The organism is Micromonospora arida, from assembly GCF_003857035.1.
Classification (GTDB): domain Bacteria; phylum Actinomycetota; class Actinomycetes; order Mycobacteriales; family Micromonosporaceae; genus Micromonospora; species Micromonospora arida.
On record NZ_QGSY01000194.1, the window covers coordinates 1 to 13,622 of the forward strand.

General features: G+C 70.4%; 14 protein-coding genes. 6 read left to right on the top strand and 8 right to left on the bottom strand.

What is annotated here, in order from left to right; genetic code table 11:
- Positions 1–266: 266 nt before the first annotated feature.
- Positions 267–1,136 (bottom strand): hypothetical protein, encoded by an 870-nt coding sequence (locus DLJ58_RS18230; RefSeq protein ID WP_124857991.1) that lies wholly within the window; start codon positions 1,134–1,136, stop codon positions 267–269.
- A 37-nt stretch (positions 1,137–1,173) separates the two neighbouring features.
- Positions 1,174–3,018 (bottom strand): phosphoenolpyruvate carboxykinase (GTP), encoded by a 1,845-nt coding sequence (locus tag DLJ58_RS18235; protein ID WP_124857993.1) that lies wholly within the window; start codon positions 3,016–3,018, stop codon positions 1,174–1,176.
- A 439-nt stretch (positions 3,019–3,457) separates the two neighbouring features.
- Between DLJ58_RS18235 and DLJ58_RS18240 the strand changes: the two genes are divergently transcribed.
- The 3 genes from DLJ58_RS18240 to DLJ58_RS18250 all read left to right on the top strand — a co-directional run bounded on the left by DLJ58_RS18240 (position 3,458) and on the right by DLJ58_RS18250 (position 5,424).
- Entirely contained in the window at positions 3,458–3,994 is a 537-nt protein-coding gene (locus tag DLJ58_RS18240) for a GtrA family protein (protein WP_112679150.1), read from the top strand.
- Positions 3,995–4,057: 63 nt separating this feature from the next.
- Positions 4,058–4,765, top strand: a complete 708-nt coding sequence (locus tag DLJ58_RS18245; protein WP_124857995.1) for a GtrA family protein — start codon at positions 4,058–4,060, stop codon at positions 4,763–4,765.
- Positions 4,762–5,424, top strand: coding sequence for a MaoC/PaaZ C-terminal domain-containing protein (locus DLJ58_RS18250; RefSeq protein WP_208741189.1), 663 nt, complete (start codon positions 4,762–4,764; stop codon positions 5,422–5,424). Before DLJ58_RS18245 ends, DLJ58_RS18250 begins: the two co-directional genes overlap by 4 nt.
- A gap of 44 nt (positions 5,425–5,468) precedes the next feature.
- On the opposite strand, the gene DLJ58_RS18255 is transcribed toward DLJ58_RS18250, so the two are convergent.
- Positions 5,469–6,041 carry a PH domain-containing protein gene (locus tag DLJ58_RS18255; protein WP_112679064.1) on the bottom strand — a complete coding sequence of 191 codons (573 nt, stop codon included), beginning with the start codon at positions 6,039–6,041 and terminating at the stop codon, positions 5,469–5,471.
- A gap of 107 nt (positions 6,042–6,148) precedes the next feature.
- Positions 6,149–7,024, bottom strand: a complete 876-nt coding sequence (locus DLJ58_RS18260; protein ID WP_124857997.1) for a biotin--[acetyl-CoA-carboxylase] ligase — start codon at positions 7,022–7,024, stop codon at positions 6,149–6,151.
- Positions 7,025–7,108: 84 nt separating this feature from the next.
- Between DLJ58_RS18260 and DLJ58_RS18265 the strand changes: the two genes are divergently transcribed.
- Positions 7,109–8,692 carry an acyl-CoA carboxylase subunit beta gene (locus tag DLJ58_RS18265; RefSeq protein WP_091394374.1) on the top strand — a complete coding sequence of 528 codons (1,584 nt, stop codon included), beginning with the start codon at positions 7,109–7,111 and terminating at the stop codon, positions 8,690–8,692.
- 85 nt (positions 8,693–8,777) lie between these two features.
- On the opposite strand, the gene DLJ58_RS18270 is transcribed toward DLJ58_RS18265, so the two are convergent.
- The 4 genes from DLJ58_RS18270 to DLJ58_RS18290 all read right to left on the bottom strand — a co-directional run bounded on the left by DLJ58_RS18270 (position 8,778) and on the right by DLJ58_RS18290 (position 12,050).
- Positions 8,778–9,638, bottom strand: coding sequence for a hypothetical protein (locus DLJ58_RS18270; protein ID WP_124857999.1), 861 nt, complete (start codon positions 9,636–9,638; stop codon positions 8,778–8,780).
- Positions 9,631–10,131 carry a SigE family RNA polymerase sigma factor gene (locus DLJ58_RS18275; RefSeq protein ID WP_112581912.1) on the bottom strand — a complete coding sequence of 167 codons (501 nt, stop codon included), beginning with the start codon at positions 10,129–10,131 and terminating at the stop codon, positions 9,631–9,633. The genes DLJ58_RS18270 and DLJ58_RS18275 overlap by 8 nt, the downstream gene beginning before the upstream one ends.
- 62 nt (positions 10,132–10,193) lie before the next feature.
- Positions 10,194–11,177, bottom strand: a complete 984-nt coding sequence (locus DLJ58_RS18280; RefSeq protein WP_124858001.1) for a ketopantoate reductase family protein — start codon at positions 11,175–11,177, stop codon at positions 10,194–10,196.
- A gap of 129 nt (positions 11,178–11,306) precedes the next feature.
- On the bottom strand, positions 11,307–12,050 hold the full coding sequence (locus tag DLJ58_RS18290; RefSeq protein WP_124858003.1) for a M50 family metallopeptidase: 744 nt from the start codon (positions 12,048–12,050) through the stop codon (positions 11,307–11,309).
- Positions 12,051–12,151: 101 nt separating this feature from the next.
- On the opposite strand from DLJ58_RS18290, the gene DLJ58_RS18295 reads away from it, so the two are divergent.
- Positions 12,152–12,703, top strand: a complete 552-nt coding sequence (locus DLJ58_RS18295; RefSeq protein ID WP_124858005.1) for a Uma2 family endonuclease — start codon at positions 12,152–12,154, stop codon at positions 12,701–12,703.
- A gap of 126 nt (positions 12,704–12,829) precedes the next feature.
- Positions 12,830–13,582, top strand: a complete 753-nt coding sequence (locus DLJ58_RS18300; RefSeq protein ID WP_124858007.1) for a GH25 family lysozyme — start codon at positions 12,830–12,832, stop codon at positions 13,580–13,582.
- Positions 13,583–13,622: the final 40 nt, after the last annotated feature.

Below are 13,622 nucleotides of genomic sequence, written 5' to 3' on the forward strand. Positions count from 1 at the left end.
CGGCAGCGTCAGATGTGTCTAAGCGACAGCCCGCCATCCTGCCCCCTGCCCGCGCGCGAAGACCGCTCCCGCACCGGGCCGGCCGGTCTCACCCACCCCCCTTTGCTCTGCACCCGCGGATGCGACGGTCACCGTCCGCGACTGTCGCCTATCGGGGTGCAGAGCAAAGGACGGTGCAGAGCAGAGGAGGGGGGATGGGCAGCCGCTGGGCCGCAATCGGCCGCCGGGTCGGCACCCAGCGGCGTCGGTGCGCGGCTCCGCCGCGGTCAGGGTCGGGGTTCAGGTCGTGCGTCGTCGGGGGCGCGGGCGGCACAGCGAAGGCCGTACAGGGTCAGCCCTGCCGCCGCCACCAGGGGGCCTCCGTCGCGGACCAGGCCGTCTACACCCAGCAACCACCAGCACAGCGGCAGATCCACGGCGAGTACGGCCCCAGTGACGACGACCAGCAGGCCGCGCGCCCAGTCCTTGCCCCGCATCAGGAACGCGGTGCAGAACAGCACGGCGTAGCTGGCGGTGATGCCCGCGCCGAACCAGAACAGCACGGCCGGTACCGCGGTCAGTCGATCGTCCAGGATGGAGCCTCCGGCTACCAGGGCCGGCACCAGCATCAACGGGCTGTAGGTGAAGGCCGCCACCCGGCTGGTCAACAGCCAGGCGCTGGCCTGTGGTCGGCGTGGCGGAGTCTCCCGCCAGGAGATGCCGTCCCGGTCGATGACGAGGCGTGGACGGTGCCGGACCAGGTGCCCGGCCAACGCCGACGAGCGGTAGAGCAACCAGACCACCGCGACACAGAGCGCCGTGAGAATGGCGAAGCCGAGCAGGCCGGGCAGTGGCGGCACCCCCTGCCGGGGCACGATGAGCCGGCCGACCGCGAAGATCGTGGTGACCGCGAGGATCAGCCCGAACGGGCGGGCCACCGTACGACCCCGTCGCACGTGCCCGATCAGCAGCAGGAAGCCGAACGAGCGCAGCATGGCCCAGCCGGTCCGTACGGCCAGCCCGAATCCCTGTTCCGGGGCGTACCACCAGTTGAGCAGCTCGACCACGACGGTGGCCGCCGCCGTCGTCGCCAGCAGGGTGGTGAGCACCCGGACGGCGGACGGCCGCCGGACCTGGGTCTCGGCGGCCGTCCTCATGAAATCCGATGTTGCCCGCGATGGGGCTCGTTCACACCTACCGCTGCGGCTGCGCGGCGTCCAGGCGGGCGCGCAGCGCGTCCAACTCGGCCCAGAGCACGCCGGGCAGCTTGTCACCGAACTTCTCGAACCACTCGGTGATCATCGGCAGCTCGTTGCGCCACTCGTCCGGGTCGACCTTCAGCGCGATCCGGACGTCCTCCGGGGTCATGTCCAGGCCCTCGACGTCCAGGGCGTCCGGCGCGGGGACCATGCCGACCGGCGTCTCGACCGCGTCGGCCGTGCCCTCGATCCGCTCGACGACCCACTTGAGCACCCGGGAGTTCTCCCCGAAGCCCGGCCAGAGGAACGAGCCGTCCGGGTCCTTGCGGAACCAGTTGACGTAGTAGATCTTCGGCAGCTTCGCCTCGTCGCCGTCGGCGCCCTTGCCCATCTCGATCCAGTGCCGGAAGTAGTCCCCGGCGTTGTAGCCGATGAACGGCAGCATGGCCATCGGGTCCCGCCGGACCACGCCGACGGCGCCGGACGCGGCGGCGGTGGTCTCCGAGGAGAGCGTGGCACCCATGTAGACGCCGTGCACCCAGTCGCGGGCCTCGGTCACCAGCGGGACGGTGTCCTTGCGGCGTCCGCCGAAGAGGATCGCGTCGATCGGCACGCCGTTCGGGTCGAAGTACTCGTCGGCGAGGATCGGGCACTGGGTGATCGGGGTGCAGAACCGGCTGTTCGCGTGGGAGGACAGGCTGTCGCTCTCCGGCGTCCAGTCGTTGCCCTTCCAGTCGATCAGGTGCGCCGGCGGCTCACCCATGCCCTCCCACCAGACGTCGCCGTCGTCGGTGAGGCCGACGTTGGTGAAGACGGAGTTGCCCCGGTCCAGCGTGCGCATGGCGTTGGCGTTGGTCTTCCAGTCGGTGCCGGGCGCGACGCCGAACAGGCCGTACTCGGGGTTGACGGCGTAGAGGCGGCCGTCCGGGCCGAACCGCATCCAGGCGATGTCGTCGCCGATGGTCTCGACCTTCCAGCCGGGAATCGTCGGCTCCACCATGGCGAGGTTGGTCTTGCCGCAGGCCGAGGGGAACGCGCCGGCGATGTGGTAGGTCTTGCCCTCCGGCGAGGTGATCTTGAGGATCAACATGTGCTCCGCGAGCCAGCCCTCGTCCCGGCCCATCACGCTGGCGATCCGCAGCGAGTAGCACTTCTTGCCCAGCAGCGAGTTGCCGCCGTAACCCGAGCCGTACGACCAGATCTCCCGGCTCTCCGGGAAGTGCGAGATGTACTTGGTGTCGTTGCACGGCCAGGCCACATCCTGCTGGCCGGGGGCGAGCGGGGCGCCGATCGAGTGCAGCGCGTGCACGAAGTCCGCGTCGTCACCCATGGCTTCGAGGACCCGGGTGCCCATCCGCGTCATGATGCGCATCGAGGCGACCACGTACGGGCTGTCGGTGATCTCGACACCGAACATCGGAGACTCGGCCTCGACCGGCCCCATGACGAACGGGATGACGTACATGGTGCGACCGCGCATGGATCCCCGGTACAGATCCGTCATCGTCCGCTTCATCTCGGCCGGCGCCATCCAGTTGTTGGTGGGGCCGGCGTCCGCCTCGTCGACGGAACAGATGTAGGTGCGCTCCTCGACCCGGGCGACGTCCGTCGGGTCGGTGCGCGCGTAGAACGAGTTGGGCTTCTTCTCCGGGTTGAGCCGGATCAGGGTGCCGGACTCGACCAGCTCGTCGGTGAGGCGGCGCCACTCCTCGTCGGACCCGTCCACCCAGACGACACGGTCGGGGGTGGTCAGTTCCGCGACCTCACGGACCCAGGCGAGCAGTTTCGGATGGGACGTCGGGGCCTGATCAATACCCCGCACAACAGCCGGAGCAACCATGACACATCTCCTTGTGGTCGACGCTGACCGATCTATGGGATGCACGAGACTCGGCGGCGCGATGCGTCGCCTTCGTGGAAACCTGGGATTGGCCTCAGCGTAAACCGGGCAGCCTTCCGAGTCAGTGGGACAGGTTGTGAAGAACTGCACAAGCTACGGCCTCGCTGCGGCATCACGAGCTGATACCCGCTTTCCCGCGCAGTTTCACGCAAATCTTGTTGTGCACCCCGGCGGAAGCTTGTTGCGGTCGGGCCGTGGACCTGCCCCGCCGACCGGTGCGGTGATTCCCGTTCCGCGGCGGCTCAGTCCTCCCAATTGGCTACGCGCTGTGCGGTGGTTACGTACACGGCGCTGGGCCCCTCCGGGAGACCACGCCCGCTTGCCGTTGCTACCCCTCTGACTGGCCGGCAGCCGGTAGGCTCCCTCCGTGGCCGCCACGATGACCGGGGAACAACCGGGTCCCCGGCAGACCCGGCGGGGTCTCGTCGGCATACTCCTCGACCGCTTCGGTCACCTCATCCGCGAGATGAGCAAGTTCGCCACCGTGGGTGGTTTCGCCTTCCTTGTCGACTTCGCGCTCTTCAACTACCTGACGAGCAAGCACGGCGTCGAAGAGCTGACGGCGAAAACGATCTCCACCGTGATCGCGGCGTCCGTCGCCTTCGTGGGCAACCGGTTCTGGACGTGGCGGCACCGCCAGCGCAACAACGCGGCCCGCGAGTACGCGCTCTTCTTCTTCTTCAACGCTGTCGGTCTCGGCATCACGGTGGCCTGCCTCGCGCTCAGCCGCTACGGGCTCGGAGCCATCTGGCCGGCCGTGTTCCAGACGCGCCTGGCGGACAATCTCGCCAGCTACATCGTCGGCACGGGGTTCGCCACGCTGTTTCGATTCTGGTCGTACCGGCGGTTCGTCTTCGTCGAAGCGGGAACCCCGACCCTTCCGCAGGTGAATCCCGACCGAGACCACGGGGCGTGACCTGCCGCCCACCTCGTTCGGCCGGTGATCGCCGGCCGCACCGACTGCCCTAAGGTGTTTCGCATGCGTCTTGTCCGCCTGCTGCCTGAGCGCTGGCAGAAGTTCATCCACGAGGCGCTCAAGTTCGGCATCGTCGGCGGCATCAACACCGTCATCAATTACGCGGTGTTCAATGCCCTTGCACTGACCGTTTTCGTCAACGGTCAGTTGAAGGCGACCGTGATCGCGACGATCGTCGCGACCATCACGTCGTACCTCATGAATCGGCATTGGACGTACCGCGATCGCCCGAAATCGGCACTTCGCCGGGAATATCTCCTTTTCTTCCTTTTCAATGGCGCCGGCCTGCTCATTGAGCTGGGGGCCGTGGCGGCGGCCAAGTACGGTCTCGGCGTACACGGCCTGCTGGCGCTGAATCTGGCCAAGACCGTCGGCGTCCTGCTGGCCACGCTGTTCCGATTCTGGTCATACCGCACCTTCGTCTTCCAGCCCGTCGCACCGGCCGAGGACGAGGCCGCGAAGCCCGACTCCACCTGGCACGACATTCCGCGCGACGAGTGGGACACCATGGCGGAGATGGACCCGGTCGCCGAGTTGGCGGAATCGGTGTCCGAGCTGGAGGAGGCGGAGTCGGCGCAACGCCTCGACTCCCCAGCCGGCGCACCGGCTCAGGGCCGGCCCCCGCAGTTGAGCGTCAGCCCCGCCGTCGACCTGGACGCGGAACTCGCCGCGGAGCTGCACGTCAGCACCCGCCGCGCGCCCCGCCGGTGACGACCCCCGACGCCCGCTCCGGCACGGGGCGGCCGGCCGAGCTGTTCTTCGAGGATCTCGTCCCGGGGCTCACCGTCGACCTCGGCGTGGTCACCGTGGACGCCGACGAGATGGTCGCCTTCGCCCGCCGCTTCGACCCGCAGTGGTACCACGTCGACCCCGACCTGGCCGCGGAGAGCCGACACGGTGGACTGATCGCCAGCGGCTTCTACACGGTCAGCCTGTTCATGCGCGCGTACGTCGACCACCTGCTGTCCCGGGCCGCCGCGGACGCGTCCCCCGGCCTGGAGGAGCTGCGTTGGCTCGCCCCGGTGCGGGCCGGCGACCGGCTCGCGGTCCGGGTCGACGTGATGGGTGCCCGGCCGTCGACCGCCCGCCCCGGGCTCGGCACCGTCAGCCTCACCGGCACCATGCTGCGCCTCGGCCCGGACGACCGGCCCGAGCAGGAGGTGCTGCGGACCCGCTTCCGTGGCTGGTTCGCCGTGCGACCGGTCGAGGCCGACCCCGCCGAAGCCGAAGCCGCCCCGACCGACGCGGACCAGCCCGGAGCTGACCAGCCGGACAGCGGCCCGACCGCAGCGGACCCGTCCACCGTCGGGTCGACCGACGCCGACCCGACGGAGAGCAGCGGCTCACCCGAGGCTCAACGACCCGACTGACCCGCCCCCGACAGTGCGGCAGGGGCGGGTCCCAACCGCCCGGTTCAGGTAGTGGTGTCGCGCAGCGGCTTGCCGTCCTGCATGTCGGCGAGCATGTCGCGCATCTCGCCATCGCCCAGCGAGTGCTTGTCGTGCTGTGCCTCGACCAGCTCGTACAGGGTGGTCTGCACCCTTCCGACGTCCGGCACGTCGTGGAGCACCGACTGGCCGCGCTCACCCGCCGACTCGATGGTGAGCGTCCCGCAGCCGAGCAGACGCTCGACGAAACGCTGGTTCATCGAGTGATCGTTGACCCGGGCGAGCGGGAGGTCCCGCCGGTCCCGGGAGAACACGCCCTGCTGAAGCAGGACTCGCTCGTTCGTGAACAGGTAGTGGGTGGTGCGCCAGACCAGGAACGGCCACAGGCCGAGCCAGAGCACCGCGACCAGGGCGATCGCCCCGATCACGGCCAGCGCGATCGAACCGCCGCCACTCTCGGGCAACAGGAGCACGCCGACCACCACCGCGGCGATGGCCAGCACCAGCACCGCGATCGGCCGGATCAACGCCTTCCAGTGCGGATGCAGGTGCAGCACGACGTGCTCGTCCTCGGTGAGCACGTCTTCAGGAAACGCCACGGGAACCTCCAACGCGATTTTCTAGACGCGCAGACGGTAAACCCCCCAAGCCCCACCACAACATCCGCCGCGCGGGCCCACTCGGCTCTACGTGATCTTGCCCGTTCTCAGCGGAGGTGCAGGACGTCGCCGGCGGCCAGGGTTCGGGCGCCGGTCGACGTGGTGACCATCAGTTGGCCGTCCGGGTCCACCCCGGTGGCGGTGCCGGTCAGGGAGTCGCCGTTGGGGAGCAGAACGCGTACCTCGCGGCCGATCGTCGCGCAGGCCGCCAGGTAGGCGTCGCGCAGGCCGCTGGCCACCGCATCGCCGCCCGCCGAACGCCAACGGTCGTACCAGTCGGCTACCGCCCGCAGCAACGCCCGCAGCAGCGGATCCCGATCGGTGGCCACCGCGCCGGCCAGCTGGAGCGAGGTGGCCGGCAGCCCGGTCGGATTCACCGGCAGCTCGTCGGCGCGCAACGTCACGTTGAGCCCGATGCCCAGCACGATCGCCGGCGGTTGGTCCGACGCCCGTCCGGGCACCGCCTCGGCCAGCACGCCCGCGCACTTCGCGTCGTCGATCAGCAGGTCGTTCGGCCACTTGAGGGTGGCTTCCAGCTCGGCCAGCCGGGCCACCGCCTCGACCAGCGCCACGCCGGCCAGCAACGGCAGCCACCCGTACCCCGTGGGTGTCGCCGGCAGCCAGCCGCGGTCCGGCACAGCCTCGCCGGGCCGCAGCAGGACGCTCGTCGCGATGCCGGCCCGCGCCGGCGACTGCCAGACCCGACCGCGCCGGCCGCGCCCTTCGGTCTGCCGCTCGGCGACCACGACCAGGCCCTCGGGCTCGTCGGCCCGGGCGGCCTCGGCCACGTCGGCGTTCGTGGAGCCGGTCTCGGCACGCAGCTCCAACCGGGCCCACGGCCCGTTCGGCGCGGTCAACGCACGGCGCAGCCGGGCCGCCGACAGCGGCGGCCGGTCCAGGTTTGTGTACGGGGAGCCCGACATTCCGCCAGCCTACGGCGGTGCTCCGGTCGACACTGAGGCGTACTGCACAGCGGCACCCACCTGAACCATCGTTATATTCCCTGGGTGACTACCGAGACCGGGACCAACATGCACAGCACCGCGGGCAAGCTGGCGGACCTGGAGCGCCGGGTCGACGAGGCGGTGCACGCCGGGTCGGCCCGCGCCGTGGAGAAGCAGCACGCGCGCGGCAAGAAGACCGCCCGCGAGCGGATCGAGATGCTGCTCGACGAGGGCTCCTTCGTCGAGCTCGACGAGCTGGCCCGGCACCGGTCCACGGCCTTCGGGCTGGAGCGGAACCGCCCGTACGGCGATGGTGTGGTCACCGGCTACGGCACGGTGGACGGCCGGCAGGTGTGTGTCTTCGCGCAGGACTTCACGGTCTTCGGTGGCTCGCTCGGTGAGGTCTTCGGCGAGAAGATCGTCAAGGTGATGGACCTGGCCATGAAGATCGGCTGCCCGGTGGTCGGCATCAACGACTCCGGCGGCGCGCGAATCCAGGAGGGCGTCGTCTCGCTCGGCCTCTACGGCGAGATCTTCTTCCGCAACGTGCGGGCGTCCGGCGTCATCCCGCAGATCTCGCTGGTGATGGGGCCCTGTGCCGGCGGCGCGGTCTACTCCCCGGCGGTCACCGACTTCACCGTGATGGTCGACCAGACCTCGCACATGTTCATCACCGGCCCCGACGTGATCAAGACGGTGACCGGCGAGGACGTCGGCATGGAGGAGCTGGGCGGCGCGCGTACGCACAACTCCCGCAGCGGCAACGCGCACTACCTCGCCAGCGACGAGGAGGACGCGGTCGACTACGTCAAGGCGCTGCTGTCGTACCTGCCGTCGAACAACCTCGACGAGCCGGTCGTCGTAGACGCTCCCGCCGAGCTGGCCATCAGCGACGAGGACCGGGAGTTGGACACCCTGATCCCGGACTCGGCCAACCAGCCGTACGACATGCACACAGTCCTCGAACACGTCCTCGACGACGGGGAGTTCCTGGAGGTCCAGCCGCTCTACGCGCAGAACATCGTGGTCGGCTACGGCCGGGTCGAGGGGCGACCGGTCGGTGTGGTGGCCAACCAGCCGATGCACTTCGCCGGCACCCTGGACATCGCCGCCTCGGAGAAAGCCGCCCGCTTCGTTCGCACCTGCGACGCGTTCAACATCCCGGTGCTGACCTTCGTGGACGTGCCCGGCTTCCTGCCCGGCACCGGTCAGGAGTGGGACGGCATCATCCGCCGGGGCGCGAAGCTCATCTACGCGTACGCCGAGGCGACCGTCCCCAAGGTCACCGTGATCACCCGCAAGGCGTACGGCGGGGCGTACGACGTGATGGGCTCCAAGCACCTCGGTGCGGACCTGAACTTCGCCTGGCCGACCGCGCAGATCGCGGTGATGGGGGCGCAGGGCGCGGTGAACATCCTCTACCGTTCCGAGCTGGCCGGGGCCGAGGACCCGGCGGCGGTCCGGGCCGAGAAGATCGCCGAGTACGAGGACACCCTGGCCAACCCGTACGTGGCCGCCGAGCGCGGGTACATCGACTCGGTGATCCCGCCGCACGAGACGCGCACCCAGATCGTCCGGGCGCTGCGCGTCCTGCGTACCAAGCGGGAGACCCTGCCGCCCAAGAAGCACGGCAACATCCCGCTCTGAGGCCGCCCGCGATCCCTCGATCCGCGCAACTGCGGGGAAGGTGCTGCCTCCGGGCGACGGGAGGCAGCACCAACCCTGACAGTGGTCAGCAGGCCGGGTTGGCGGCGATGCACATCCGGCGCGCGGCGACAGCCGCCAGGCGGCGCAGGTCCAACTCGGTACCGGTCTGTCCCAGATTGAGCACGGTGATCAGGTCGCCCACCCGGACCACGGCGGTGGTGGTCGGCCGGGGTGACGCACCGATGGGCTCGCCCGTCTTCTGGTCGACGGGCTGCGAAGCGGTGTGTCGCAGCAGCGCAGCCCCGTCGCCGGCGAAGTCCCGCTGAACCACCGCCCAGCGGTGCGTCGCCGACCCGGTGCCCGTTGCGCCCCCCACCTTGTATCCGCCGACGCTGTTCCACTCGGCGCACGGGGCGACCAGGTCGTCCATGGTGGCGAGAAGTTGGATGGCCGCGTCCGGGGTCAGCCGGTAGAGATCCTGCGTGAGCAGACCGTCCGACTCGGTGAGGATCGCCGCGGCACGCTTGGGCACCAGGGTCTGCGAACGGGACAGGATCGACATCTGCCAGCCTTCCGAGCGCCCCTGGCTCGTCCGGCAGGCGCCGAGCATGTGGTCCAGCAGGACCGGCTCACCCAGCCCCGATTGGCTGAGCTGCACATCGACCTGCTGCGGCAGGTCGGCTGGCTGCAACAGGGCGTCGGTGGTGATCTCGTGCCGGGTCGGCGAGGCGGAGGGCGCGGCGGCCGGCAGGACCGGCGGCGGAGACTTCCTCGGGGCGGCGACCGCCACGGCGGAGACCCCGGCGAGGGCCAGCACGACCGTGGCCACCACGACCTTGCGCTGGCCGCGGCGGCGGGCCCGGGAGCGGATCTCCTCCGGGCCGAGCCACCGCACGTCCCGCAGGTCCTGCTGGATCTGTTCGACGAACGTCGGGTCGTCACGCATCGGTGGCCTCCTCCAGATCAGAGACGGCGAGCAGGCCGGCGAGCGCGGTACGCCCCCGGGAGAGACGGGCCTTGACGGTGCCCACCGGGGCCGCGGTCTCCCGCGCGACCTCGGCGACCGGCATGCCTACCAGGTAGTACAGGGCGATGGCGACGCGTTGCTCCTCGGGCAGTCGACGCAGGGCGGCGACCACCGCGACGGTGTCGGTGCCCGGCCCGGGAACGGTCTCGGTGGCCCCGTGTCGCAGGTAGGCTCGGGCGCGGCTACGCAGGCTGCGCCACCGGCTGACGGCGATCCGGCTGGCCACCACCCGCACCCACGCCTCCGGGTCGTCGTACGCGCTGACCGTCGACCAGCGCTGCCACGCCCGGACGTACGCCTCCTGCACGGCGTCCTGCGCCTCACCCCGATCGCCGGTGAGGGCGTAGACGAACCCGAGGAGTCGTTGCCGACTCCCCCGGTAGAACTCGTCGAACCCGTCGACGTCCGGCACCCGCTACCTCCCCGTGTCGGTCGCTGGGAACACGCACCGGGCGGGGTCGTCGGTTGCCCCGGTCAGGTGATCATCTTCTGCAATTCGGTGAGCGGGAACGCCCCGGCCCTGGTCCGCTCCCGGACCGCCCGGCGTACGGCCCGCTGCACCGCGACGTTGACCGGCGTCGGTACGCCGTGCAACCGGCCGAGCAACGCGATCTCGCCGTTGAGGTGGTCGACCTCGGTCGAGCCGGTGCCCCGGGCCAGGCTCTGCCAGGTGGAGCCGCCGGAGCGCTCCTCGCCGTCGACCGGGCGCTGCCCCACCAAGTCGCCGCGTTCGGCCTTCTCCTCCTCCGGCGAGGTGTGCGCGATGCCGGCGGCGGCGAGCGCGGCGGCGCCCTCGGCGCGTACCCGTTCGACCAGCGCGTCCGGGATGTCCCGGCCGAGCAACGCCTGTAGGCCGTTGCCGAGGTTGCTGAGCAGCTTGCCGTACTTCCAGCGCAGCACGTCGGTGCGGACCGGGGCGACGAAGCCGGCAGCGGTCAGGTCGGCGGCGATCGCCCGGTCGGTGTCGTCGGCGCCCCCGGGGTACCGCCCGATGTGGAGCATCCCGGGATGCGGGTACCCGTTGGCGACCACCACACCCGGGTCCAGGTGGGTGGCGGGCAGCCAGACGCAGACCGGGTGCACGTCGGCGAAGAGGCGCAGCGCGGCCCGCTCGTTGGCCACCCCGTTCTGCGCGGTCACCAGCGGCAGACGGTCGCCCGCAGTGCCGCCGCCGACCACCGGCGCGTCCACCCACGCGGCCAACGCCCCGGCAGTGTCCTGCGACTTCACGGTGAGGATCAGCACGGTGTCCGCCGGCAGCGGCTCGTCCGTGGGCCGGTCCACCGCCGCGAGCCGGGCAGTGACCTCACCCTCGGGCTGCCGCAGGGTCAGACCCCGCGCGCGGATCGCGTCCAGGTGGGCACTGCGGGCCACCACTGTCACGTCCCGATCGGCCTGGGCCAGCCGTACGCCGATGGTCCCGCCGACCGCACCCGCGCCGATGATCACGTATCGCATTGCCTCATTCTGCCCGCCCGCGCCTCTCCAGCCCGTGCGCCTTCCGCCCGTGCGGCTTCCGCCCGTGCGGCTTCCGCCCGTGCGGCTTCCGCCCGTGCGGCTTCCGCCCGTGCGGCTTCCGCCCGCCGGTCAGCCGGTCAGGCCGGCGTCGGTGAGGATCGGGCCGGCGAGCAGGAGCGCGCCGGCGACCAACGCCGCCACGTTGACGAGGGCGAAGACGCCCACCCAGAAGAGCGGCGGGAACGGGGTGAGCCCGGCGAGCTGGTCGGCGTCGGAGGCGGGCATCCGGCCCCGCGAACGCAGCCGTTGCAGCTCGACCACCGGCCGCACCCCACCGAGCAGCAGAAACCACACCCCGGTGTACGCGAACGCGGCCTGGACCTGCGGCGTCGCGTACCAGGAGACGGCGAACACCAGTGCGCCCGTGACCAGCAGCGACACCACACCGAAGGCGTTGCGGATCATGACGAGCATGGCCAGCAGAAGCGCCACGGCCACCCAGAGCAGCAGGGTGATCCGGTTACCACCGAGCAGCCAGGCCCCGGCCAGCCCGACCAGCGGCGGTGCGACGTAACCGGCGAGCAGAGTGAGGATCATGCCCGGCCCGGTGGGGCGGCCGGCGGAGAGCGTCAGCCCGGACGTGTCCGAGTGCAGTCGAATGCCGCGCAGCTTGCGGCCGGTGAGCAGGGCGACCAGGGCGTGCCCGCCCTCGTGCGCGATGGTGATGGCGTTACGGGCGATCCGCCACGGCAGCCGGGTGGAGACCACCACCAGCGCTACGACCCCGGTGATCAGCACCAGCAGCGCGGGCGGGTCCGGCTGCGCGCCGAACAGCGTGTCCCACAGGTCGCCCAGCCCGTCGATCGACATCATGGGGCGCGAGCCTACCGGCGGCGTTCCGTGTCGCTCCCGAGGCACCGGCTCGTATCCTGTGAAACTGATCGGGTGGCGAGTGAAGCGGGAGGTGACCGTCGGTGAGCACTGCCCCCCTGGAGCCGCACGTCGGTCTGTGGACCGAAGCCGACTACTTCGCCCTGGGCGAGACGCCTGACCGGATCGAACTGCTCGACGGGAGCCTGTTGGTGAGCCCCGCCCCGAGCCGACGGCACCAGCGGGTGTCGCGTCGGCTGGCGAACAGCATCGAGGCAGCAGCAGAGCCTCGGGGTTTCCTGGTCTATGACGCGATCAACGTCCGACTCGGCGTCGACCGGGTCGTGATCCCGGATCTCGTCGTCACCGATGCCGACGACGACGGCACTTGTCTCGACTCCGACCGGGTGTCTCTCGTCGGGGAGGTCGTCTCGCCGGGGAACGCGGCCGCTGACCGTCTCCTCAAGATGCAGCTCTACGCCATCGCGAGAATCCCCTGGTATCTGCTTGTCGAGCAGGACGGGGACGGCCACTCGTTGCGGCTGTTCCGGCTCGACGGCGAGCACTACGTCGAGGACCAGGTAGCCAAGGCCGGCGAGACGCTGAGCGTCGTCGAGCCGTTCCGCTGGCAGCTCGACCCGGCCGCACTGCGCTGATCCGTTCCGCCTCGTCCAGCGGCCCTGCGCGCCCCCTCGTTGAAGCTTTTATTCAGCCACACTTGCGATCTAGGGCACTTAGCTCCAAAGATGATTGTCGATAGAGCGATCCTCTTGGAGGCATTCATGACCCGTACCCGATCATCGCTGCGCCGCGCGCTCGCGGCCGGCCTCACCGTCCTCGCCACCGCGGCGGCGGCCCTGGTCGCGACCGCCGGACCGGCGGCCGCCGCCACCACACCCGGTGTCGACGTCTCCCGCTACCAGGGCGCCATCAACTGGACCAGCGTCCGCAACGCGGGCATCCAGTTCGCCTTCATCAAGGCGACCGAGGGCACCAGCTACAAGGACCCGAACTTCAACGCCAACTACGTCAACTCGTACAACGCCGGGGTGATCCGCGGGGCGTACCACTTCGCCCGACCGAACATCTCCGCCGGCTCCACCCAGGCCAACTACCTGGCCTCCAACGGCGGCGCCTGGTCGGCGGACAGCCGCACCCTGCCGGCAGCGCTGGACATCGAGGGCAACCCGTACGCCGGCGGCTACTGCTACGGGCTCAGCACGACCGGGATGCGCAACTGGGTGCAGGACTTCCTGAACACCTACCGCTCCCGCACCGGCCGGTACGCGGTCATCTACACCACCACCAGCTGGTGGAACCAGTGCACCGGCAGCTGGACCGGCCCGTGGGCGAACCACCCGCTCTGGCTGGCCCGCTGGTCGAGCACGCCCGGCGCCCTGCCCGCCGGTGCGTCGGTGTGGAGCTTCTGGCAGTACACCAGCACCGGCGCGGTCTCCGGGATCAGCGGCAACGTGGATCGCAACTACTGGAACGGTGACCGGAGCCGCCTGATCGCGTTGGCCAACAACACCTGACCGGGCCGTTGGCGGCAGCGGGATCGACGGTCACCACACG